The sequence below is a fragment of the Marinobacter maroccanus genome, assembly GCF_002933275.1.
GTDB classification, from domain to species: domain Bacteria; phylum Pseudomonadota; class Gammaproteobacteria; order Pseudomonadales; family Oleiphilaceae; genus Marinobacter; species Marinobacter maroccanus.
The window spans coordinates 152,037-175,478 of the sequence record NZ_PSSX01000004.1; the positions used below are offsets into that span (position 1 = coordinate 152,037).

Sequence of the window (23,442 nt, forward strand, 5' to 3'; positions counted from 1 at the left end):
CGGGAAAACACAAGGATAAGGAGAACGCCATGGCACGTATCTACGAGGACAACTCACTCTCCATTGGCAATACCCCGCTGGTAAAACTGAACCGGGTCAACGAAGGCGCAACTATCTGGGCCAAGATTGAGGGCCGCAACCCGGCCTATTCGGTCAAATGCCGGATCGGCTCAGCCATGATCTGGGACGCTGAAAAACGCGGCACTCTGAAACCCGGCATGACCATCGTGGAGCCCACCAGTGGCAACACGGGCATCGCACTGGCATTTGTTGCAGCAGCCCGGGGCTATAAACTGGTCCTGACCATGCCCGCTTCCATGAGCCTGGAGCGCCGCAAGGTGCTGAAAGCCCTTGGTGCAGAACTGGTACTGACCGAACCGGCCAAAGGTATGCCCGGTGCCATTGCCAAGGCCGAAGAAATCTTTGCCGCCGACCCGGACAACCATTTTCTGCCTCAACAGTTCCAGAACCCGGCCAATCCCCGAATACACGAGGACACCACAGGGCCGGAAATCTGGAACGACACCGACGGTGAAATCGACATCTTCGTGGCCGGCGTTGGCACTGGCGGTACGCTGACCGGCGTATCCCGCTACATCAAGGGCACCAAAGGCAAGCAGATTACCACCGTCGCCGTGGAGCCGACGGATTCCCCGGTGATAAGCCAGGTGATGAACGGAGAAGATCCCAAACCCGCACCGCACAAGATTCAGGGCATCGGCGCCGGATTCGTACCCAAAAACCTGGATCTTGATCTGGTCGACCAGGTGGAAGCGGTATCCAATGAAGACGCCATGGACATGGCCCACCGGCTGATGCAGGAAGAGGGCATTCTCTGCGGTATATCCTGCGGCGCGGCAGTGGTGGCTGCGGTTCGGATCAGCAAGCAGCCGGAGTATCAGGGCAAGAACATTGTGGTGGTGCTTCCGGATACTGCAGAACGCTACCTTTCCTCGGCGCTGTTCGCCGACCGGTTTGGTGAGCTGGAAAACGTTCAGTAACTGTAAAAAGGCGCAGCCTCACGCTGCGCCTTGCACTTATCAGAACTGATACTTCAGGCCGACCCGACCGGTATCGAACTCCGGTCCGCTGTTGGTTACCTGCCCGTTGAAGTCCTCTTTATCAATGTCGACGTTGTAGCGATTATATTCGGCAAATGCCGTCAGATCCGGCGTTACCCGGAAATCCACACCGGCACCCACAAAGGGCGATACCTCATCGTAGGTTTCACTTTCGTTGAATGCGTCAACATCGAAAGCAGAAGCAAAGGCACCGGCTTTGCCATATACACCGAAGCTGTCAGTGAGCGGCAGACGACCAACAGCACCCAGGCCAAAGCCTTTCATCTTGCCGTCCACATCGTCGTTACCAAAGTTGCCAAAATCGATGTACTCCGCTTCCAGGGCAAAAAACGGACTGAACTGGTAGCCGACCGCGGCGCCAAGCAGATCGTTCTCATCCTCGAACTCGCCACCGTGGGATTTGTAGCCACCGTAGCTGCCGCTGATATAGGGGCCTGACTGGTCCCGCTCCACGCTGCCCTGAGCCAAAGCGGCGGGCGCGGTAACAAAAGAGGCTGTGAAAAGTGCGGCACTGGTAAAACGGATTGCGGAATTCATAAGGCGTTCCTCCTGGTGAGTTCAGATATCCTTTCACCGGCAACCGAAAGCTGTCTTTCAATTACCTGAACTCACCCTACAAAGGATTCCCTCAGAGTTGGGTTAAAACCCAACTAAGATTCATTCATATTCCCTTAATTCTTTAAGACAGGCGCTCCCAAGGGAAGCACCTGATCGGATCAGCGACTTTGAGCGATCCCCATGCAGTTGGCATAAAACGTGGTGGTAGCCGGCCAGTCTGAGAAGATACCGATGACACCCACCTCACGAGCGAGTACATCAATCACGGTAAGCATGTCGCCGTCGTTGTTAATGGCATCGGTCACCGTCTGGTAATACCAGCCACCACCGTTTTCCAGAGGGCCACTGCGTTCAACCGTCCAGGCGATGAGATCCAGACCGGCGGTGCGAGCATTCTCAGCATACTCCGAAGGAACAATCTCACCGTAGCTGTCGAGCGTCAGCATTTTCCAGAGGGCCGGCGCCAGAATATTCACGCCCCGGGCCTTCAGGCTCTCCATGTACGCCAGCGACGTGTTTTCAGTCGTGGGCGCTGACTGATCAAGGAAAACCGCCTGCCGGCCAAACCTGGGCGTTTCGTTCACCCAGAACAACACATCGTCGAGGTTGAACGATTGAGGCCATACGTCCTCAGGCCTAACTCCGGCATCAATGTAATCCTGGATCATCTGGCGGGCATAATCCTGCTGGCTATAGTCACCCTCAAACGGCATATCCACCACCGGCGATTTCAGCTCCGGGGTGAACTTTACCCCCAGCGCCTTGAACAACTCGATGCTTTCCCTGTGGGTCATCAGCGTGCCGCGGCTGGCGTAAAGGTCTGTGCGCCAGTCGGCTGTGCCAGCCAGATACTCTTCCGGCGTGGTTGCCATGGGGTTGTAGGCATCCATCTTGCCCTTCAGGGACTTGAACTCGGCCAGGGTGATATCACTGGTGCGACACTCGGCCTGGGCCGGAGTGCCGGAAGCTGGATCGGCCGGTACAAAAGGCTGGGTGCACTTGGCGTTCAGCTCGGGTACCGCGACGATGTTGGTGGTGGTGTGCAGGTCGTTCTGGGCGTGCCGGCAAACCAGCTCACGGTCCTTGGTGAATGCAACGTCGCATTCCACAATGCCCGCGCCCATTTGCGCTGCGGCAACGTAGGACTCCTTGGTGTGTTCCGGAAACTGCAGCGGTGCACCACGATGGCCGATGGAGAAATCAGAACGCTTGAGCTGGCGGGCATTGCAGGACTGCAGGCGCTCCTTCAGCGGGCCCTCATCCATATTTTCAACCAGCCAGAACGGCCTTGGCCCCAGATGGATGGGCTGCTTACCGCCAGCGCGCTTATGCCAGGATTGGGCAGGCACATCTTTCCAGTCATCCAGACCAGGCGGAACCCAGGAGTCGGGGTGTGACTTACCCGGCGCAGCTTGCGCCACAGTGAGGGCAACCGTGCATAGCAACAGGCCCAGGATCTTGCGTAACTTCATAACCAGCTCCTTGTGAAATGAATGATACTGCATCACCAGTGTTCACAAGGAGGGTTACGACCCAAAGACGTTTTCGTGAAGGCTAAGTGATACTCAGCCCGCTGTTGATGCCTCGTATTCACGAATCATCGTAAACAACTGGTCCTTCAGGTTCAGCCGCTTCTTCTTGAGGTTTTCCAGGTACTCATCGGAAGTGTTTTCAGCGCCGGTTTCAATGCGATGAACGGCATGGTCGACTTCATGATATTCATCAAACAGCTTGGCGAAGTGAGTGCTGTTGGTCTTCAGCAGATGAATGGCTTCTTTGGATTCGGGCAGTTCGTGAATCAGATCGTGTTTTTCCAGGGACATTCGCGCAGTCTCCATGACTGTGGGGGATGAGATGTAATTGGCTCATTCCAGTGTATGGCTCGCTGCACTTGTCAGTCTTGATCCCCGTCAAGCGCCAGCACGCCTGCATGCCCAATTACCGCGCAGGTTCATCGTTCCGAATGCGAAGAAAGCTGGCAAAGCGAGGCAGACCAGTGGCTGTGAGGCCATAGTATTTGAATGTGATCGTGGTTCCGGGTTTTGGAGGTGAGGCTCGCTCGGAATCGCTGAACCCCGAGCCAATCCGGAATTGCCTGCCATCTTCCAACTCCACCAGCAGTGACCCCATCAGCCCCTCGTATTTGCCCTTGCCCGGTAGGTGATGAACCACCACCGCTTCGGCATCCTGATACTGTTTCACTTTCAGCAGATCATTCGAGCGCCCACTTCGGTAACCACTGGCGCCCAGCCGCAGCATCAACCCCTCTCCCCCATCAGCCACCACCTCGTCCAGACGCAGCATCAAATTCTCATGGCTGCTCGCCCGTTGCTGATCAACAAGCGCCATATAGGGTGACCCAACCTTCTCGATCAATGCCCTCAGCCGGACCAGGCGTTGATCGAAGGTAGCCTTCTGATCCGGAAGATCAAACACCATAAACCGAATCCGCCGCCAATCGCCATCATCGGGCACCACCTGACGCACCGCCCCTGACAATTCCGCAAAACGGCCTCGGCCCATCCAGAGCTCGCCGTCCAGGGGGTGCGCCGGAAACCCTCTGGTAAACCAACCGGGCGCCCGATACTCATGACCGCCACGGGAAAGAAATCGCTCGCCGGTCCAGTATGCGCGCACCCCGTCGAGCTTTTCACTGACCCAGTAGCCGTCCAACGGCATGCCCTTTTGATACACATTGGCGAGTGTTAGCTCGGGCGGTTTCGCTACCGCCACGGGGGAAAACAGAAGGGAAATCAGCACCGGCAGCACGGCGCTGAACAATCGAAAAGACATGGCAATTCCTTTGCTCTCAGTTGCTTTTCCTGCAGAGGTCAGCTTCCTTTCCGCCCCTGGTCATCAACCGCGTATCAGTCGTTTCCGCAGGTGCTCCTCACCTTTTTCCGGAAATCCTCACGAATACGGGTATTTTCGGCCTCATTCACATAGACCCGCTCGCCCTGATCGTTAATGTTGTAAAAGGTTGAGACGCTCGCCAGATGCTTGAGGCGCGCCCGAAGCTTTCTGCACAGTTCGGCTTGCTTCGCCGCTTTCTCTTCAACCTTGGCATTGGCTGCCTGACGTGCCTCTCGCTCTTCCTGCTGCTGCTCCAGAAACTCGGTCATCTTCTGATGCCGCTCCCGGGCACCCGCATCCACGCTGGCCGGAGCGGCCTTCACCGCAACTTCACTTGATGCCGCCTGAGCCGGTGGACGGTCCCCGAAATGGGTCTGGCCGTTGGCATCGACCCATTTGTAGACGCCGGCGTTTGCTGAGACTGGGATGAAACAGAGGAGCATCAAAACTACGAATGCTTTCACAAAGATATCCTTTTCAACTTATTGCTTCCTTGGCGCCTTTACGAACGAAAGGCTCTTAAGCGACTCAAAACTGTATCACCGCAGAGCCCACCAACTCCGTGAACGACTGAACAAAAGGCGCCATTTGGGATATCTTCGGGCATGGGAGGACTCTCGCGGTTATGTTCCTCTTAGGGCAGGCCAAAGTCCAAGGTGATCGACAAAAGGGATAAAGTCGCGATCAAGAAACAGCAGGGGTAGCTTCTTCTCTATGCAAAATGTTGCGATGATCACGTCGGCAGTCTTTCTAATTGTGATGCCCCTCTTTCTGAGCGCTCGGTAATTCTCGGCGCACTTGGCTGCCATGTCTTTGCCAAACATCTCATACTGCTCAAGCGCCAGCAGGCTTTGTTTGGTCTGGCGATATTGGCCATCGTTGCGGATGCCTTGCAGGATTTCCAGAAATATGAGGTCTCCAATAGCGACAGATCCATGAACTATTGAGGCATCCAGCAAGTCAGTTTGCGGGTTTTTGACTCCTTTGAAATAGTCGATCCACACGCTGGTGTCCACCAGTATCATCCGGCGCTCCGCATTTCATCCAGGTCGCCTTCCCACTTGATATTGCCACGCAGCTTTCTAATCTCCTGCTGCTTGCTAAGCTGAACCAGAAGTTTCAGCCCTTGCTCAACGGCTTCTTTTTTGGTTTCGCAGCCGGAAGCTTTGAGGGCTTCGGCCATCAACTGATCATCAATAACAATGTTAGTTCTCATATTGCACCAATGTGTATAAACCACAGGACCTATACACAATCTAGCACTTCAGGAAGAGCATAACAATCGGCTGCACAGCGACCGATTTTCCGCCGCTTCGCGGCTCCAAGCCGACGCACCTGGCAATGGGTTTCAACACGTTCCTTATCCGATTGTGGCATAAAGTCTGGCAACTTCGTTTTGCCTATCAGCCAGATCATTGAGGCCTACGCCATCGTCGCCTCGTTCAAATTCGACACGCTGTACTGCATCTGGTCTTCCAGCGTGTCCCATGGAAAGTTCCGGATTTTCTCCATGTGGGCGGGGTAGCCCTCTTGCTCCCACCATTCCAGATCCAGCGTGGCCCAGTAATCGGAAGGGCGTTGGCGTTTACCCGCCCCGTCATACTCGGCAGTGGTGGGGTCCAGGTGTCGGTAGGGCTCGAGAGCAGGAATGTCCGGCAGGGGATGGGAGACATCCATATAGCGCTGAAGTTCGTCCCAGTGGGCGTAGAGCTCCTCTTTCTGCGTGCTGTGTACCTCGGCGACCGCCGTCTGCCAACCGCTGTAGCGGTGGCGAAGCTGTAGCTTGTAGCTGACCGGGCCTTTGGGTTGAACATGGTAGGAAATGTAAGGGTCGAACTCGATAAACGGCGCCTCAAAGGTTTCCTCCCGCCAGGTGCGGAATTTGACCATACCAGTGGGACGAAAGAAGCCGCAGCCCAGGTCTTTGACGATGAAATCGGGGTTACGTTCCAGGAACCAGGTGAAGGGGTAGCGGAAGAAGAGGTGGAGGCATACGACAACAAGAATCGGAAAAGTGCCGTGAACCAACCCGCTGACAATATCAGTTTTGAACACAACAATTAGAAATGTAGCGAACGCACAGAAAAGCCAAAACTTAAATAAAAACATGTCGGCGAAGCCACTCGCAAACATCAATAAGAGCTGCCAACGAGTTTTTATAAAATCAGCCGGTTGTTTTTTATGAGTCCATTTAGGCCCAGCCAAATCCCTTCTGCCAAGTCCAGATATACGCTTTTGATAGGTTTCAACTGAGCTCGGCCTGACATGGATATTCAAACCCGCATAATTCGCCCACACTAAGCGTTCAATAAGGTCACCAGCTTCCAAGGCCTTTGCAAATCCTCCCGGATTTTCCAGACATCTTTGCTTTGGAATGGAGTCAGACCGAAAAGCTGTTTCGGCGTACCCACTCATGGCCTCTGATTGGTTATCCCTGCCACTCAACGTCCAGATCCTCCATCGTATGAGTCACTTCCTGACTCTGGTATTCCTTTGCACCCCGGTTCCAGACGTCAACCGTAAAGGTCAGCGAAAGGCTTTTCACACGGTAACGGGTTTCCACACGCTCATAATCCGATTGCGGCACAAAATCTGATAACTGCGACTTACCGATCATGAAGTTAATCGACTGACGCTGCTCGTCAAAGTCGTTCTGAATGCCCTGACGGATGGTGCCCGATTTTCTGGCAATCGTTCCAGTACGCCAGCCTCCGGCCGGGTTTGGACCCAGTAAGCGGTAATGTTCCTGTTCGTACGATAGCACCAGTTCTATGTCGGCGGGCTTGCCAGTAATAGCCAGGGCCGGGCTGGCGAATGACAGAACGGCCTCGGCTTCGTTTTGCCAGGCCGTCAACTTTCGTGCCTGAAGCCATTCAGCCACACGGTTATCCGGAATCCGCTGGAGCGATACCGGCGTCATGGCTTTCACCAGAGCAATGTAGGCGTTGGATTCCGAGGCCAGCTCATCGGTCTGCTCATCAGGATCGCCAGAAAATGGTCCCGCGCGCAGCCACTTGCTGACGGCATCGTCCATCATTCGGTAGAAGGCAATCTCACCCACAACATAAATCGCGAAACCCAATGCTGTAACGTAACCCGATGCCACAGTTCCCGTCCAACGGGCTGCGGCTGGCACCAGGCGCCCAATGGCCGCCTGTAACGCCTGATCCGCTGTGCGCTCAACCGCCCGACGACCGACTGGGGTTAATAATCTGGCAGCGATGATGTCGGCACTGACCATGGTTGCAGCGCCGCCGGCTTTAATTAACTGGGCAGAGCCCGCTCCCCATCGACCGTTGGCAAACGAACTTACGGAATCGCTTACCATCAAAGCCGTCGTAAACATGCCGGCTAGCCAACCAGCCGCCTGCAACTGATTCCTAACGACGGCCCGAGCGAATTGATCCTGGGTGTTGAAGCTCGCCGCCAATCGAGCGAACCATTTTGCTTCTTTTCTCCACTTTACAATTTGAGGTTCCAGCCAACTGGGTTGTTGAGGCAACAATGTCGCAAATTGCGCTGAGCTCACACCCAGATCCGCAAAAGCACTCAACACGCCCAATATGGCTCTGCCACTTGTCGACTCAGGGCTCAAGTCCTGAACCGTATTCCTAAAATTCCAAACATCAAAAACCACCAACACACTCGGCAACCCGCCCGGATGCGCCGTCACCTGATGCATAAACCGCTTTACCGGCTGGTGCTTTACTACGCCATCGAACGCATCGTAATCACTCACCCTCAATGCCGCACCCACGGCAGCCCCTGAGGTCAACGTATTGCCCTGTTCGTCCAGCACTTCAAGAACAATATAGGTACGCCCTTCATCGGCGCCTTCCATCTGCAAGGTGGTTCTGCCGGGGATAGCAGCTTCGGCAAATCCTTCAAAGGCACTCTTGATTCGATTGATGTCAGCCGTGAATGCTGCCCCCCGCAGTGTCAGTTCAGATTGAACCTGAGTGAGCCACCACTGGGAAATTTCACCGGCAACACTGGAGAAAACCGAAGCCCCACGACCAACGAATCCCGCTATCGCCTGGCCATCTGGCCCCCTGGTTTGCTCTTGGTGATCCGCCATGCTGCGCAGGACATTGGGTTCCAGCACTCGCATATCCTGGCTGCGGTCTTCCAGTGCTTCGACCAGGGATTTCAGATTGAGCAGGGTTGCATCACCCACCTGGTACTCTCCCGAGCTGTCCTGAAATGGCAACAGCATGGCACCCAGAGGATGTTCGCCTGTAGCAATCTTCAAGGCTATTTTGGCTGCCTCATCATTACCGTTTGCGTCAGATTCCTGCGGCAGTACCAGTGGGTCGGCGCGGTGCGCTGGCAATGACAGCACCTGCAGCAACGGCCCGGTCTGGACATACCCTGCGGCCGTGTTGCCCGATTCCAGCGCAAACAGATCCCGCAACGTGGCTGTCAGGCTTTGTGGCCGCTCGTCGTTCAGCAAGCGCACGAGTGCCGCTTGAGCTTCTGTGAGAAAGTCCCGTAGAGCAGCTCTTTCCACATCATAAAGTGTGCGCTGGAGTCGACCGCCTTCACTTTCGTCGATTCGGTTATCAAACCAGCCCCCGTCAATATAAAGAGGGTTCGCAGACCCATCGGGGAGGGTTTCACGACGAAAGTTGTTATGGAACAACTCAGCAGTGACACCAAACGGGCGTTTCTTTACGTTGTCCACTAGCGCCAGCATGAGCGCCAGCGCGGCATTCATCTGCTGGGCCAGATGACGGGCGGCCTGCAAAGAATCTCTAAGGTGTAATGTGATCAGATGGCGGTCCCGAAGCGGGCCGAAAACATCGGTGCCAGCCTGGATTGTAGGCAATGGCTCGTTTTGCAGATGAAGTTGGCGCCAGCGCGGATAAAGCGACGGCGTTTCAAGGAAGTAGTCAGCATCAACCACATGCTCATCCGCTTCGATGGCATCACGCTGGGCAATAAGCGCGTCTTGCGCCTGCTGCGACTTTGCGCCATCGACGTCGTGTAACCATTGCCCCGGGAAGGTAAAATCGCTTTCTATCGCGCTGTCACGGGCTCGCATGACCGGCATTTCGTCAAGACGCTTCCAGTCGCCATCCAGGCTCGGCTGTCCCTCAAGGAAGGCCCGGATCGCTCTGGCGGATCGGCAGCGCGTTGTTATGAGACCGCTATCCTGCTCAAGCGCGCTGATATACTCCCACGACCACTGCGTTTCACTGAACGCGAGATAAACATCGCTGTATACATCCGTACCATTCAGGCGAGCAGGCACGTGGATAACGTCTAACTCGGGGCCAATTGCTTTGCGATCATTGGCCGCTTCGAGAGAGGCTGTGCGGGCCTGTGCAACAGGGGTATCTCGCAGAACAGGTGCCGCATCCTCACTTGTCACAACTGACAGCTCCCGCCAGAGGCGTCCCCTGAAAAACACGTAGATCCAGCCGGTTCGAACCGGTGCGCCGATGGCTTCCTCATAGCCACTCATGGGTCGCGGATGCGTCAATTCTCCCGCATCGCAAAAAAGCGTCGGATGCACCGACACCATGAGATTATCCTGGTACTGTCGCTGAGGGGCTTTCAGAGCGTAAGGGCCGATGAACTCCTCGTCGATAACGGGGACGTTTATTGTCTCGTCCCCCTTGAGCTGCAGGATCAGCGAGCGTTTTTTGGGTTGCTCAACATGGCCCGCGAGAATTGGTCCCTTACGACCATTGTGTTTTTCGCAAATCTCAATGGAGGTAACAACTTCATTGCCGTCGTCGGCGATTTCGCTCAGAACATATTCATGACCGGCAAGTGATTGCTGCCCCGTCAGTTCCAGCCAGAACGTCTCTGAAGGGGCGCAGGAAGGTGCTTTAACCGCTGACATGCTATGAAATCCTTTTCATGATAATTCGCGAAACGCTGTCCATTGCGTCTCGAGCTCCACTGACTGGCCGTCGCAGGCCAACCCAGAATGCCACTGATTGACGATATAACGCGTGAGCGTAGTGGCATCTGCCTGCCGATCCCTGGCCAAATGAGGCAAACAGGCAGGCCAGCCAGCTACCCAACTCAGCAAGCGCTCAAAGTCACGACCTTTATAAGCTTTAATCTGTCGAGCCGCGCCTGTTGACTGAAATCCTGACCACTGCACGTGATTCAAGAGATCTATAGACCAAATCCATAGGCTATCGACAGCAGCTAATTCTGCCATTTGATCGGGTTGGCAGGCTGACAACACCTGAAGAAATCGGGTGTCATAAGTTCTGAGCAGACATGGGCCTGCCGTTTCCAGGTCAACCGACAGCATGCCGCGCAAACCAACCACGGCTTTATCAACGTCACTGTCGGTAAACAGAAACAACAATCCCTTCTCAGCCCATAGTGTCAGAGCATGCTGACAGAAAGGACTGTCAGCCACCGTCTCAATGATGACTGGCCCTGCATCAGCGAAGGCCTCCAATGGGCTGTTCTCAAACAACCAGCACCAGTTCGGTTCGTTGCATTTAGCATACAACGCATTGGTGATTTCATTTTCGTCAAACTGGGCCGCATCAATAATCAAAAGGCAACGCTGGCTCGGCTGAAGCTGCCATTCACGGATTGCCTCCTGAAATGTCTCCAGACATTCACGGCTAGGCAACGCAGGGGCAATTGTCGACATCGCAGCTTCCATCCTGTTTTTTCTGGCATGTTTTTATTGCTGGTGCTCGCTCCGCAGCCGCAGTCAGGAGCGTATTTCGATCCACTCGTTCGGCAATTGGCCGCTGCCCCACCTCCGCCACCTCAGCCGGAGCTACAACCCCACCAGCCGCCGTCACCAATCCAGGCATCTCCGGCACCTGAACCTTCTGACCACTCCCCTTACCCGGAGCCCCTCCAGCATTCAGTTTGATCGCCGCGCCTCCCATGGCCACACCGCTGGGGTCGATCTTCACGAAGCTGCCACCAGCCTTGAGGGTGATTTCCGCACCCGCTTCGATAACGGCTTTCTGGCCGGCCTTGATGTGCAGCTCAGAGCCAGAGTCGGTTAGCCAGGCGGTACCGGCTTTCAGGTGCAACGTACCAGTGACATTGAAACTGCGGTCTTTGCCGGTTTTTTCCCGTTTTTCACCGTCCACCGTGGCGTGGTCATTGCCTTTGATGTGGTCCTTGAGATCGTTGCCCACGGTCAGGTGGCAATCGTTCCTGATGACTTCGGTGCGGTTGTTTTCCGTGAGCAGAGCCAGGTCTTTCTGGGCGTGAACATAAATCTGTTCTTCGCCGGCTTCGTCTTCAAACCGCAGCTCGTTGCTGCCCTCGCCCTTGTGGGTTTTGGTTTTCAGGGTGGTGCGGGTTTTGTGTTCCGGCAGCGCGTACGGCGGCGTGTTGGTGGCGTGCCAGGTCCGGCCAGTGACGATGGGCTGGTCAGGATCGCCGTCCAGAAAGGAGACGATCACTTCATGGCCAATCCTCGGCAGTGCGGTGAAGCCATACTGGCCGCCGGCCCAACCCTGGCTGACCCGGAGCCAGGCACTGCTGTATTCATCATTTGACGCATAGCGATCCCAGGGAAATCGCACTTTCACCCGGCCGTATTGGTCGCAATGAATTTCTTCGCCATCCGGCCCGGTAACCACCGCCATCTGGGGCCCATCCATCAGGGGTTTATGTTCACACAGTGGCCGCCAGCTCCGGTCTGCAGGGATGGCGTTGAAGTGGTTGCCGTAACGCGTCGGTTCGCTGCCACCCTCTTCTTCCAGGGCCTGGGGTTGTGAGCCGGTGTGGGTGATCGCCGTAAGTAGCCAGTCGCGATTCATGGCTTCGTTGTCGTGGTCGGTCAGGGGCGCCCTGGCACCAGGTGCAAAATCCGGGCGATTGCTTTCACCAAAGGCTGTGTTGGCGTCGCTGCGCAGGGCATCAAGCCTGGCTTCAGTAAAAGGCCGACCACTGGCGTCCTGCTTGAATCGGCCGGGGTAGTCGTAGTGTTGGTAATCCTCCCGTTGGAAGAGCTGATCGCCAGACTGTTCATGCATCAGGGCGTAGGCCGGGTTCTTGAAGGTGTAATCCTTCATGGCGACCGAAGCGGGACGCACCCGCTCTCGGTACGCGAACCGGAACACACAAGGCGTTCGGCTACTGCCCCCTGCTTTGCCGTTGTATGGAACGGCCTCAAGCCGCGGCGAATCGCGATGGTGATCGGCAAAAATCAGGGCAGGCGCTTCCTGACCATCGAGGCTGCCGTGCTGGTAGCGGTAGTGCCAGCCTTCCTCGGCAGCCAGACGTTCGACAAAAGCGAGGTCGCTTTCCCGATGCTGGACGCAGTATTCCCGCTCCTCGGGGCCGCGCTTTAGGTCAAAGACGGTATCGACGATCCCCCGCCCCTCCAGCAGGGTACGCACAATCTCATCCGTACCCCGGTTCTGAAAAATACGGCTGTTGTGCATCAGCGCCATGCGCCAGAGCGGTGGCCGGAAAACCAGCTCGTAGCGAGTGCGCCGATGGCCAGAATCGCCGCGGGCGAATTCGCTGACCACGCCGGTAAAGCGACGCAGTGGTGCCCCGCCCTGCCAGACCACCAGATCCACTGGTTGCTCCAGCACGTTCAAGGCGCCAACAGACGGATCGGTACTGGCCAGGTCAAGGCGTCCCTGGAACAGCTCGGACAGCCGTTCTGTCAGTGCAAAGCCAACAACGGAAAAGTGGTCAGAGGAGTATTCGCCAATGGTGGCGGTAAATTGCAGTTCGCTTGCCTGAGGCATGTCTTCGGTCCCTGAAGAAAAAAGAAAATCCGGGCTTTCGCACCATCCTGTGCGAAGACTCAGCCCTGATGAAAACGTCCTGCTCTCATCAGGGCGGCCCTAGTGTACTGAAAGATTTTAATACAAGCTGCGGGGTATGCGGTACCCCGCCAGTAGCTGCTGTGTGAACGGGTTAGTGTTGCTGGCCGCGTGGAGGCGATAACGCATCTCCCCGTCGTCAACCCGGAACCGGACATCCACCGCGCTGCTGCTCACGCCGGTAATGTCGGCTTTATCGAGCAGTCGGAACAGGGCCCAGGGGCCGCTTTCCGAGAGGCTGCGTGGTGAACGGTTCACCTGGATCGGCACCAGGGTAATACGGCTCTCAACAGATTCCCGCAGGGTATTGGGCCAGACCAGCGGAATACTCTGGCGCGGCCCGTGGCTGAACTCCACCAGCTGGCCGTCGACATTGACCACGCTGCGGCGTTTGTTGGCTGAGAGGTTGAGCGGCTCCAGCGCGAACTCCACATCGAGGGAACCACCCCGGGTAAAGTAGGCCCTGCGAATTCGGTCGGCATTTTCCAGGGAAGTCATTACCGCACCGCGCACAAGGCCGGCACGTCGGGCATCGCCCACCTGTTCCGGGTGATCCTCCAGGAACAGTTTTAGATTGTCCTGATAGAAGGCGTCCAGTACGCCGCCCGGGGCAAAGAACCGTTCAAAATCCTGCAGTGCAACATCCCGCCCGGAGTCCGGATTGAACGGATAGTGGCGGGCCAGATTCTGCTGGAAGGGCTGATACACCTCGCGGTACCACTCACGCTCCAGCTGCGCCACCGCCTGGTCCAGAACCACTCGCCAGCTTTCCGTGGCCAACCGGGTCAGAAGTCGGCTCAGGGGCTCAGGCTGGTTGGCGGCCATGCGCTGCAGGGTGAAGATCGGGTCGGCTCCCTGCAGGCCCATGCGGGCCCGGGCGGCGGCCAGCGCAGCCTTGCCCTTGTCTGGCGCTTCCTGGATGTTGCGCATGTACTCGTGAAGTTCCCCGACCACCAGCATGATCTGTTCAAGCCCGGTTGGCTGGTCGCCATTTTCCCGGGTCAACTGGTTGAGTTCCGCAAACTGCCGTTCAATATCCTGCAGCATGCGGAAATGGGGCGACTGCTCCAGAAGTTCCCGGGCTGCGGTACTCTCCCCTTCTGCCGAAGGCACGAGGCGAGTGTTATCGCGAACCTGCCCGAGCAGGTTTGCCAGGGGCACGTGGCCGCTGGTCAGGCTCTCCAGAATACGTACGCCGTGGTTCAGGTCCTCAAACCGCTGAATATCGATGCGGCTCAACGCAGTACGCCAGGCCTCGGCATAGTGCTCGGCATAGAGGGTCTGCAAACTGGCCAGCAGTCTGGCTTCATCCGCCTTGCTGAAGTCAACGTTGTCCCGGCGGCCAAGCACCCAGGCGTCCACCAGAGCCAGCTCCGTTACCAAGCCGGACTTGCGCAGGAACCATTTTTCCAGTCCCTCCCGGGTCAGCAACGCGGGGATGGTCAATGGATCTTCTTCCACCGCTGCCCCCGAGTCGGACGGCTCGCCATAGTCATCCAGCCGGGTGAACACCGTGCTGAATGCCGGCCCGGATGCCCTGGCCAGTTCCAACGGTGCCCGGAATTCCTGTTCTGCTTCAATTTCCAGATCCCGATAGACCCGGTCTGGCGTGGCAATCCGACCAAGCTCATGTTGTGCCCACTGGACACTGCTACGAAACGGCGCCAGGGTCATATCGGCAACCGCATCGCCCTGGCGAGTAAGCTGTGCCAGATCGGTATGCGCCATGGCATAGTCCAGATGACCCAGTAGCCGCTGCTGCAGTTCACTCTGGCCGGGAAACGCCTCCTGCCAGTGGTTCTGCATGTAGCGGGTCACAATATCGTCCCGACGACCACTGGCGTCATACAGCATGCGCAACACCCGCAGATGCTCCAGGCGCTCAGTGCTATTGTCCGGCGCCTGACCCATCTCGGCCATCACACCGAACATCAGGGCTGGCAAATATTGGTATGCCAGCATATCCAGGTAGGATTCCTCAACTTCCGGGCCCACCTCATGGCCACGGTACAGGCCCATATCACTGAGCAACGGCCAGTTCCGGCGATGGTCGCCAAAGGCCAGCGTTGCCTCACGAAGTTCATCCAGCGGGCCGAGCAGGTTCCGGCCGGTGCTGTCCGGTTCAAAGCCCACCGGCTGCCAGCTATCGATAAAGCCCTGAACACGGGCTTCCACGGCGGCAGCGGCCTCTGCATTCTTGATAAAGAAATGCTGCCAGCCGGCGGTCATACCCGCACCGGCACAAACAGCCACCACGGCGGCCACGGCCAGCCGGCGTTGCCGGGACTGAATCACCCGTCGGTTATCACCGGCCAGGCCAGCCTCCGGATAGATGATCTCGGGGAACAGTGCCCGGGTAAACAGGGTGGCGGACTGCCCTGCCCGTTGAGCAGGCTGAATGGGCCCGGCAATCTGGTAGTTGGCGGCAGCTGCCGAGACAAAGGCATCTTCCGGCACTCCCTCCTGCAACACCGAGGTGAAGTAGGTGCCGCGAACCATCGCCGGTGTCGAGAACACATCCGCAGACAGCAGGTCGGTCAGGAAATGCTCCAGAACAGGCTTCAGCCCGGCAAGCTGGCGGGTAAAGGAATAGGCCGCTGCCCGCTCCTCAGCGTCCCGGGTATTGGCCAGAACATCCGGCAAGCGATCGGTAAGCCGCTCAACCATGGCGGTGTATCGGTCGGCGAACTGGTTCAACCAATCATCGCTATCCATCTGACCTTCGAGGCTGTAGGTAAAGCCCAGTGCCCGCTCCTTGTCCTGCTTGCTCAGGGTCCGCACCAGCGGGCCAAAACCGTAAAGCAGGTCCATCTTGGTGAAGGTGACATAAACGGGCAGGCGGGAGCCGATCTGCTCCATCAGTTCCCGCAGGCGCGTGCGCAACAGAATTGCCCGGTCCCGCCTCTGGCCGGGGTCTGCCACGCTGAGACTGGCCAGATCTATGGCCAGCACCACACCATTTAGAGGACGTTGAGGGCGATTTCGCTCCAGCCAGGCGATGAAATGATGCCAAAGACGCTGCTGGATCTCCGCGCCGGCGCCCTCACCCTGACTCTGGCTCAGCAGTTCACCATCCGGATCGATCAGCACGCCTTCATCGCCGATCCACCAGTCAAAACCGAAGGCATTGCGATCCAACCGATTGTTGCGGGTTACGTTGGTGAGCGTGTAGGTCTGCCCGGACCGTTGAATCAGGCTGGTCTTGCCGGCATCCTCAAGGCCCATCACCAGATACCAGGGCAGCCGGTAAATGCCTTTGCGGCCGGGGAGGTTGCTTTTCAGGGCCGCCAGCTGGCGATCCAGCAGGCGCTGTTGCTTGCGCTCCATGGGCAGAATCGGATCTTCCTGTTCCCTCTGCGCTTCGGCCTGCCTGACGTTCACCTTGCGCAGGCGGCGCGCCAGCATCATGCCCCACACCATGGCGACGACCAACACAACGCCCAGGGTTACCAGGGCCCGCATCTGCCAGGCCGCCAATGGAAACTCACCATTGAGCTCCCAGCGTGGCCCCAGCCACCAGGTTGCCACCAGCAAGGCAATAACGCCCAGTGTCAGGGTGACCGGGGCTGCGTTTTTGAAGTATGGCAGAAGCCAGCGACCGATGAGTAAAGCTTTTCTCCACATGGTGTCCATTCCTGCTGTTATTCCTTGGTGTGTTCCGGGGATCAACCCAGCTTTTCAAGCTGCCTGATCAGGGCGGGCTCCCAGTCCTCGAGAGCCAGCCCGCGAACCTGCGTTTGCAGATCCTGAATCTGCTGCGTGGCCAGTGATTTCAGGCCCGCGTCTTTCATCAATCGGGCGCTGACAAGACGCCAGTAAAAGCGGTCTCTTGGCTCTCTCGCTTCCGCCAGCCCGTCCTCCAGAAGTTGCATCCCGGCAGCCAGTCCCTTTTGCCCGGCCAGCTCCCGGGCTTTGTCATAAGCCTGCTCCCAGGCGTTGGCGCTGCCGGCGGAACCACCGGTCGCCGGCGCGGACCAGAGCCACTCTTCGGCGTCCCGGGACAAGAACGGGGTGCCGTCGTTGAAGGTGAGCTCCGGCAACTGGGCAAGGCGCTCGACAAACTCCTTTGCAGACACACGGATTGCCTCTGCGCAGGCGTGGTGGCCAAGGGCCGTTGCTACCTGGGCACTTAGCCAATGGCCGTCCAGCCAGAATGGACTGACCGACAGGCTCTGCTCGATTTTCTGCCACAATGCCAGGTCCGCCGATTTTTCCAGGGCTTCGCGATAGTCAGCCACCCGATCGGCACTCACGGCGGCAAGATCGGTGCGTTTTCCGTCCCGTGTCGGTGGTGCCGTGGTGATGTTCTGCCAGATAGCGTAACGGCGAATCTGATACCCCAGAGGCTGGTCCGGCCCGGTTTCGGTGAGCATGTCCGCGACTTTCAGAAGACTCTGCCGGGTTGCCCGCTCATCGCCCGGGTCCAGGGTGAGTGCCCCCAGGGAAGGCTTCGACGATGCAGGTTTCTGCTCTGGCGTTTCAGTTCCCGAATCCTGGCTGACCTGCCCTGCCGGCGGACGGGGTTCGGGGGCTGCCGTGGCGTCGTTAACCCTGGGCAGGTTTTCAACCGCCCGTTTAAGATCCTGCAGTGACTCCTCCGGCAATTCCCGGCCAGCGGCCTGGTCCATCAGTCTGGCCAGAAGTTCAAGGCAGAACGCCCGACCGTCGCCAACACTGCCATCGAACGCCAGGGCGTCTACGCCTTTGCCGGCGCGCTGGAGCATCTGGGTGAACATCATCTTGCGGGCCCGCTTGCCCGTCTCTCCAGGGTAGGGCCAGGCCTGCTCCCACCATTCGTCCAGCACCCGGTGCAGCAGGTACAGGGCCAGGGCGAACCGTTCACCGTCGCCGCCACGCTGCAGGGCGATCAGCAAAAAACCGAGCACTTTCAGATCCTTGCTGCGGTCCGAGAGAATCGTCAGGGCGTCGTTTTCAACCTTGCTCCAGTCGATGTCAGTATGGGCCAGAGAGCCCACCTTCATGATCTCGTTTTCCAGAGACTCCAGCGTCGGATCGTCTCCGAGGGCTTCCCCCACACCCGAATCACTGGGCAATGGTGAGACAACCTGTTCAACGTAGGGATGTTGCTCAATGATCTGCATGTTTCTGTCCTGAATCGCTGTGTTCCGCCGGCATTTACCAGCCACAGGTCTCGCGAAGCGGTTCGATTGCCCGGCGGTATCCCGAGAGATCAAACAGCAGGCCATTGATGCGGCTGTTGGGCGAGTCAATGCGCGCCTCTGTGCCGTCGATCATGGCTTTCACGGTACGAATGGCTGGCAGTCCCCGGCCGCCGCTGAGCACGAAACCGTTGTCCCGCACCCGCCAGACGGTCTGTCCCCGGCCAAACCCCAGTTGAACCCGCTCCTCGTCCATTGCCTCAGGCAGCATCAGAGTGAGTTCAGTGATGTTGTTGTGGCACTGAAGGGCCAGCAGAGGCCTGGGAGGTTGAATCCCCAAAGCGGGAACCGTCACCAGTTGGCCAGCTGCTCGCCCGGTATTCCGGTAAAGCACACCGGCACCGGCATTTTCTGCATCAAGGCTGGCGTAGGCCTGTCGCCATCGCTCGGATCGACGGGCATCCGGAGCCGCAAGTTCCCCGTTTGATTCCGCCAGGGGGGTGCCAAAAACCTCGTCAAAGCAGGCCAGCCGTTCAAGTCGCTGGGGCTCACTGGTACAGAGGCGGGCATCCTCAAGCTGGCCAGCGCTGGCATTGGACACCAGTGAAAGCAGCGCCAAAGCCGCTGCAACACCACCGGTTAATCGCACTCTTCGGGGAATCATGACTCTGTCACCTGGTACTTGAGGCACTTGTGGGCCAGGGTCCGCTTTGGCAGGCCGAGACTTTCCGCCGCCTGGGCCCGGTTGCCAGCGTACTGGCGCAATCGCTCACGAATAATCGCCGCTTCAAAGGCCTGTGCCGCGGCTTTAAGATCCCGGATCTCTTCCACAACGGGTAGATCAACGGGATTTCTGTCTCTGGCATCCCAGGGTGCGCTGATCCAACCATCGGACTCTTCAAACAGGTCATTAATCCTCAGAACTTCCGGCTGGATATCATCCCCGCCCGGGGTCTGCAGGCAGGCCATTTCAATGATGTTGCGCAGCTCACGGACATTGCCCGGGAAGTCGTATCCGGCCAGCAGGTGCAGAGCGTGGCTGGAAATGCCCATGGGCCCGCTACCCTCACGCTCGGTATACAACCGGATAAAGTGACGGCTCAGGGCTTCGAGGTCGTCGGGGCGCTCCCGCAAGGGGGTCACCCGCAGTGGAAACTGGCTCAGGCGGTAAAATAGGTCCCGCCGGAAGCTGCCGTCTTCAATACCTGCCTGCAGCGGCTGGTGGGTGGCCGCTACCAGGCGAAAATCCGAATGCTGTTCCTCGCGGGCCCCCAGCGGGCGGAACTGACGACTCTCCAGCACCCGGAGCAGTTTCGACTGCAGGGCCAAGGGCATGTCGCCGATTTCATCGAGGAACAGGGTGCCGCCGTTGGCCTGTGCCAGAAGCCCCTGCTTGTCGTGGTCGGCGCCTGAAAACGCGCCTCGGGTATGCCCGAAAAGTTCGCTTTCCAGGAGGGTATCCGGAATCGCGGCGCAGTTGACCACCACCATCGGGCCATCGGCCCGGTCGGACAGTTCATGGATACCGCGGGCGACCACATCCTTGCCACAGCCGGTTTCTCCCTGAACCAAAACGGACAGCTGGCTGCCGGCGGCCCGGACGATCTGGGCCCGTAGGCTGGTCATGGCCTGGGAGTTGCCGACCAGGGTTCGGGCCAGTTGTTCGCACCGGGTGCGAACGGTTTCGGCGTCGTGCAGATGATCCAGTGACCGCTTGAGCAGGCGGCGTTGCCAGACCTGGTCGCGGCTTTGAAGCTGGGTAATCCATTGATGAACCAGCAGTTGCCGTAGGCCACAATACAGAGGCTGGCCGGTAATGCCGTCCCAGTCGGGTTCGTCCCGACACAGGACGAGCACCCCCAGGGTTCGGCCATCATTACCGGTGAGGGGCTCGAGCCACAGAGAACGGGCCCGGTCGCTGGCCTCGAAGAGGGCCTGGAAGCCAACGTGGTCCAGGCGGTAGCTGGCGGCACGGGTAAGTTCCCGGGCTTTGCCGGTTTGCAGCACGTGGGCAAAGGGGTGGCTGAAGTCACCGCAGTCGAATTCGCCCTGTTCGGCGAGGTCGCTGCAGTGCAGGGTCCGGCCACTGAGGTCGAGTTCGAGTGCCCAGCAGCGGGTCAGTCCGAAGGCGTTTTCCAGCTGTCTTGTGGCGGTTTTCAGCAGATCCGGCAGGTTGTCCTGCTGGATCAGGGCCACCGCCAGGTCGATGCCGGTGTGCAGTTCCATCTGCATCCGTCCCATGGTTCTCTTCCCTAAGATTTTTATGCTTTTGTGTTCGTCGACCGCACACCGTGGGGTTATGCTTTCCAAAACACGCCGTGAATACATCCCTGTAGGCTCCGCTCCGCCATCCTTGGCTCCGCAGGGTTTTGGAAAGCATAACCCCACGCTGCGCTACTTTAGAGTGATCCTAAACCACCATTCCTGTGAATCTGGCGTCTTCAACACCCAACGTGACCTTCGTAACAGGCTCCCTCGCCGCCAGTTTCTCCAGCAACGCCAATGAAACCGGCGGCAACAGCTCACCCTCGATGATCGACTCAAGCATCCTTGCGCCGTTTTCGCTTCTTGTCGCACGGCTGCGGATGGCATCGATCAGGCCGTCCTGAAGTTCCACTTCGGTGTGATAACGGGCCTTGATCTGGTCCGCCAGGCGCTGGAGTTTGTCGCCAACGATTCGGTTGAGGGTTTCCTCGCCCAGAGGCAGGTAGGGCACCACTTCCATTCTTGCCAGCAAGGCCGGTTTGAAGAAGCTGGCCAGTTCCGGGTAGAGGGCTTCGTCCAGGCTGGCCGGGGACTCGGCGTGGTTGACGATGGTCTGGTAGCCGAGGTTGGAGGTGAGGAAAAAGACGACATTTTTGCAGTCGATGAGTCGGCCTTCGCCGTCAGCCAGTTCGCCTTTGTCGAACGCCTGGTAGAACAGGTTGAGGACTTCCGGATGGGCTTTTTCGACTTCGTCGAGCAAGACCACGGAGTAGGGTTTCTGGCGGATGGCTTCGGTGAGGATGCCGCCTTCGCCGAAGCCAACGTAACCCGGGGGTGAACCGATCAGGCGGGAGACGGTGTGTTTTTCCTGGTATTCGGACATGTTGATGGTGGTGAGGAACTGGCGGCCACCGTAGAGCAGTTCGGCCAGTTGTACCACGGTTTCGGTTTTGCCAACGCCGCTGGGACCCACCAGCAGGAAGGCGCCCATGGGGCGGCCGGGGCGGCGCAGGTCGGCGCGGGCGGTGAGCAGGTGCTGGTGCAGGCAGTCGATGGCGGTGTCCTGGCCTTTGATGTGCTCCTGCAGATACGCCGGCAAATGGGTGATTTTTTCCAGTTCGTCGGTGGTCATGCGATTGACCGGAATGCCGGTCCAGTCGGCGATGACTTCGGCCACCTGTCTGGCATCAACGCGGGCGTGTACCAGCGGCTCGTCGGCCTGGAGTTCAGTCAGTTCCTGCTCGATGGCGGCGGCTTCGCTTTTCAGCTCCGGGCGTTCTTCTGTATCCCCATCGGTCAATTCAGAGGTATCCGCTTGTGCCTGGGATTCGCCGGTGAGCAACTGTTCCCGAATCTCCACCAGTCGTGCCACCAGTTCCCGCTGGTCGTTCCAGCGTTGTTCCAGGGCTGCGGATTCAGCAGTGATCCCGGCAATGCGCTGTTCCAGTTCCCTTTCCCGTTCGGCATCGACGCTCTGCCCCAGGGTGTGTTCCCGGCTCAGCAGATTCTGTTCCATGGCCAACTGATGCAGCTCGCTGCGGACGTGGCTCAGGCGTCTGGGCGGCATGGTCAGATTCAGGCTGACCCGGGCGCAGGCGGTGTCCAGTACGTCGATGGCTTTGTCCGGTAACTGGCGGCCGGCAAGGTAACGGGCAGACATGTCGGAGGCGGCTTTCAGGGCGCTGTCGGCGATCAGGACCTGATGGGCTTTTTCGTAGACGGTGCGCAGGCCACGGAGGATGTGGACAGCTTCGCCGGGTGTGGGCTCATCCAGCGCCACAGGCTGGAAACGCCGGCTCAGTGCCGGGTCTTTTTCGAAGTATTTTTTGTACTCGCGCCAGGTGGTCGCGGCGATGGTGCGCAGCTCGCCCCGGGCAAGGGCCGGTTTGAGCAGGTTGGCGGCATCGGAGCCGCCTTCGCTGTTGCCGGCGCCAATCAGGGTATGGGCTTCGTCAATGAACAGGATGATGGGGGTAGCGGAGCCTTTGACCGCTTCGATAACGCCTTTGAGGCGTTTCTCGAACTCGCCCTTCACCGAGGCGCCGGCCTGCAGGGCGCCCATGTCCAGGGTCCAGAGCTCAACGTTTTTCAGGCGGTCAGGCACGTCGTCGTTAACGATGCGCAGAGCCAGGCCCTCCACCACGGCGCTTTTGCCCACACCGGCATCGCCCACCACAATAGGGTTGTTCTTGCGGCGGCGGCAGAGAATGTCGATCATCTGGTCGATCTCGGCGTCACGGCACACCACCGGGTCCAGTTTTTCTTCCCGGGCCAGTCCGGTGAAGTCGGTGGCGTAGCGTTTGAGCGGGTCCAGATCCGCGCTTGCCACCGGTTGCCCGGGTTCCTGTTCGCTCGGTTCCAGCCTCTCCGCGGAGCCCTGGGTTAACCGGTCAAATTGCTTGCGCAGCTGCTCACGGTTGATGTCCATCAGTGCCTGTGCCACCCGGGGCATAAGGTATCGGTCGGCATTCATCAGCAGGGCCAGGAATACGACGCCGGAGCGCAGTTCGGTGTGACCCAGTTCAGTGGAAGCCAGCAGCCAGGCATCCTGCATCAGTTCCACCAACAGCGGTGAGAACGATGGATAGGGCTCAGCGCTTTGCGCCTCTCCGTTCAGGCTGTCGCCCACCAGCGGTTGCAGTTGCTGATGATCAATGCCGGTGTGCTCCAGAATCTGGCGCACGTCGGAAAACGGTGTCTCCAGCAGTTTGAACAGCAAATGGGCCGGAGTGATTTCCGCGCCCTGGCGGCTGATGCACAGCGCGGCGGAGGCTTCCAGCGCCTGGCGTGACATGTCGTTGAGGCGCCCGATCAGCGCCGGCAGTTCTACCCGAATCACGT

17 protein-coding genes are annotated in these 23,442 nt (G+C 58.3%); 1 reads left to right on the forward strand and 16 read right to left on the reverse strand.

Annotated elements, in window-relative coordinates:
- Window positions 1-29 precede the first annotated feature (29 nt).
- Window positions 30-1,001, forward strand: a complete 972-nt coding sequence (gene cysK / locus KEHDKFFH_RS06780) for a cysteine synthase A (RefSeq protein ID WP_104321211.1) — start codon at window positions 30-32, stop codon at window positions 999-1,001.
- A 39-nt stretch (window positions 1,002-1,040) separates the two neighbouring features.
- Here cysK and KEHDKFFH_RS06785 read toward each other — a convergent pair whose 3' ends face one another.
- The 16 genes from KEHDKFFH_RS06785 to tssH form a co-directional block, all read right to left on the reverse strand.
- Entirely contained in the window at window positions 1,041-1,619 is a 579-nt protein-coding gene (locus tag KEHDKFFH_RS06785) for a porin family protein (protein ID WP_104321212.1), read from the reverse strand.
- Between the two features lie 179 nt (window positions 1,620-1,798).
- Complete coding sequence (locus tag KEHDKFFH_RS06790) at window positions 1,799-3,112, reverse strand: glycerophosphodiester phosphodiesterase family protein (protein ID WP_104321213.1); 1,314 nt, start codon at window positions 3,110-3,112, stop codon at window positions 1,799-1,801.
- A 93-nt stretch (window positions 3,113-3,205) separates the two neighbouring features.
- Window positions 3,206-3,463, reverse strand: coding sequence for an HP1242/YdcH family protein (locus KEHDKFFH_RS06795; RefSeq protein WP_104321214.1), 258 nt, complete (start codon window positions 3,461-3,463; stop codon window positions 3,206-3,208).
- Between the two features lie 115 nt (window positions 3,464-3,578).
- Complete coding sequence (locus tag KEHDKFFH_RS06800) at window positions 3,579-4,433, reverse strand: DNA ligase (RefSeq protein ID WP_104321215.1); 855 nt, start codon at window positions 4,431-4,433, stop codon at window positions 3,579-3,581.
- A gap of 74 nt (window positions 4,434-4,507) precedes the next feature.
- Complete coding sequence (locus tag KEHDKFFH_RS06805) at window positions 4,508-4,957, reverse strand: DUF4124 domain-containing protein (protein ID WP_241956446.1); 450 nt, start codon at window positions 4,955-4,957, stop codon at window positions 4,508-4,510.
- Window positions 4,958-5,116: 159 nt separating this feature from the next.
- Complete coding sequence (gene vapC, locus KEHDKFFH_RS06810) at window positions 5,117-5,518, reverse strand: type II toxin-antitoxin system VapC family toxin (protein ID WP_104321217.1); 402 nt, start codon at window positions 5,516-5,518, stop codon at window positions 5,117-5,119.
- Window positions 5,515-5,709 carry a type II toxin-antitoxin system VapB family antitoxin gene (locus tag KEHDKFFH_RS06815; protein ID WP_104321218.1) on the reverse strand — a complete coding sequence of 65 codons (195 nt, stop codon included), beginning with the start codon at window positions 5,707-5,709 and terminating at the stop codon, window positions 5,515-5,517. The genes vapC and KEHDKFFH_RS06815 overlap by 4 nt, the downstream gene beginning before the upstream one ends.
- A gap of 206 nt (window positions 5,710-5,915) precedes the next feature.
- Window positions 5,916-6,821, reverse strand: a complete 906-nt coding sequence (locus KEHDKFFH_RS06820; RefSeq protein WP_146084195.1) for a hypothetical protein — start codon at window positions 6,819-6,821, stop codon at window positions 5,916-5,918.
- A gap of 100 nt (window positions 6,822-6,921) precedes the next feature.
- Window positions 6,922-10,344, reverse strand: a complete 3,423-nt coding sequence (locus KEHDKFFH_RS06825) for a hypothetical protein (protein ID WP_104321220.1) — start codon at window positions 10,342-10,344, stop codon at window positions 6,922-6,924.
- Window positions 10,345-10,359: 15 nt separating this feature from the next.
- Window positions 10,360-11,121, reverse strand: coding sequence for a DUF4123 domain-containing protein (locus KEHDKFFH_RS06830; protein WP_158253187.1), 762 nt, complete (start codon window positions 11,119-11,121; stop codon window positions 10,360-10,362).
- Window positions 11,093-13,198 carry a type VI secretion system Vgr family protein gene (locus KEHDKFFH_RS06835; RefSeq protein ID WP_104321222.1) on the reverse strand — a complete coding sequence of 702 codons (2,106 nt, stop codon included), beginning with the start codon at window positions 13,196-13,198 and terminating at the stop codon, window positions 11,093-11,095. The genes KEHDKFFH_RS06830 and KEHDKFFH_RS06835 overlap by 29 nt, the downstream gene beginning before the upstream one ends.
- 117 nt (window positions 13,199-13,315) lie before the next feature.
- Window positions 13,316-16,909: a type VI secretion system membrane subunit TssM gene (gene tssM, locus KEHDKFFH_RS06840; RefSeq protein ID WP_104321223.1), complete on the reverse strand. Its 3,594-nt coding sequence runs from the start codon at window positions 16,907-16,909 to the stop codon at window positions 13,316-13,318.
- Window positions 16,910-16,941: 32 nt separating this feature from the next.
- Entirely contained in the window at window positions 16,942-18,378 is a 1,437-nt protein-coding gene (tssA, locus tag KEHDKFFH_RS06845; protein ID WP_104321224.1) for a type VI secretion system protein TssA, read from the reverse strand.
- 34 nt (window positions 18,379-18,412) lie between these two features.
- On the reverse strand, window positions 18,413-19,060 hold the full coding sequence (gene vasI, locus KEHDKFFH_RS06850) for a type VI secretion system-associated protein VasI (protein ID WP_104321225.1): 648 nt from the start codon (window positions 19,058-19,060) through the stop codon (window positions 18,413-18,415).
- Window positions 19,057-20,628 (reverse strand): sigma-54-dependent Fis family transcriptional regulator, encoded by a 1,572-nt coding sequence (locus KEHDKFFH_RS06855; protein ID WP_104321344.1) that lies wholly within the window; start codon window positions 20,626-20,628, stop codon window positions 19,057-19,059. The genes vasI and KEHDKFFH_RS06855 overlap by 4 nt, the downstream gene beginning before the upstream one ends.
- A 178-nt stretch (window positions 20,629-20,806) precedes the next feature.
- Window positions 20,807-23,440 carry a type VI secretion system ATPase TssH gene (gene tssH, locus KEHDKFFH_RS06860; RefSeq protein WP_104321226.1) on the reverse strand — a complete coding sequence of 878 codons (2,634 nt, stop codon included), beginning with the start codon at window positions 23,438-23,440 and terminating at the stop codon, window positions 20,807-20,809.
- Window positions 23,441-23,442 lie beyond the last annotated feature (2 nt).

Bases quoted from the DNA above. Each gene is read 5' to 3' on its own strand.
- cysK (WP_104321211.1), top strand. From the start codon at position 30: ATGGCACGTATCTACGAGGACAACTCACTCTCCATTGGCAATACCCCG.
- KEHDKFFH_RS06785 (WP_104321212.1), bottom strand. From the start codon at position 1,619: ATGAATTCCGCAATCCGTTTTACCAGTGCCGCACTTTTCACAGCCTCT.
- KEHDKFFH_RS06790 (WP_104321213.1), bottom strand. From the start codon at position 3,112: ATGAAGTTACGCAAGATCCTGGGCCTGTTGCTATGCACGGTTGCCCTC.
- KEHDKFFH_RS06795 (WP_104321214.1), bottom strand. From the start codon at position 3,463: ATGTCCCTGGAAAAACACGATCTGATTCACGAACTGCCCGAATCCAAA.
- KEHDKFFH_RS06800 (WP_104321215.1), bottom strand. From the start codon at position 4,433: ATGTCTTTTCGATTGTTCAGCGCCGTGCTGCCGGTGCTGATTTCCCTT.
- vapC (WP_104321217.1), bottom strand. From the start codon at position 5,518: ATGATACTGGTGGACACCAGCGTGTGGATCGACTATTTCAAAGGAGTC.
- KEHDKFFH_RS06815 (WP_104321218.1), bottom strand. From the start codon at position 5,709: ATGAGAACTAACATTGTTATTGATGATCAGTTGATGGCCGAAGCCCTC.
- KEHDKFFH_RS06825 (WP_104321220.1), bottom strand. From the start codon at position 10,344: ATGTCAGCGGTTAAAGCACCTTCCTGCGCCCCTTCAGAGACGTTCTGG.
- KEHDKFFH_RS06830 (WP_158253187.1), bottom strand. From the start codon at position 11,121: ATGTCGACAATTGCCCCTGCGTTGCCTAGCCGTGAATGTCTGGAGACA.
- KEHDKFFH_RS06835 (WP_104321222.1), bottom strand. From the start codon at position 13,198: ATGCCTCAGGCAAGCGAACTGCAATTTACCGCCACCATTGGCGAATAC.
- tssM (WP_104321223.1), bottom strand. From the start codon at position 16,909: ATGGACACCATGTGGAGAAAAGCTTTACTCATCGGTCGCTGGCTTCTG.
- tssA (WP_104321224.1), bottom strand. From the start codon at position 18,378: ATGCAGATCATTGAGCAACATCCCTACGTTGAACAGGTTGTCTCACCA.
- vasI (WP_104321225.1), bottom strand. From the start codon at position 19,060: ATGATTCCCCGAAGAGTGCGATTAACCGGTGGTGTTGCAGCGGCTTTG.
- KEHDKFFH_RS06855 (WP_104321344.1), bottom strand. From the start codon at position 20,628: ATGCAGATGGAACTGCACACCGGCATCGACCTGGCGGTGGCCCTGATC.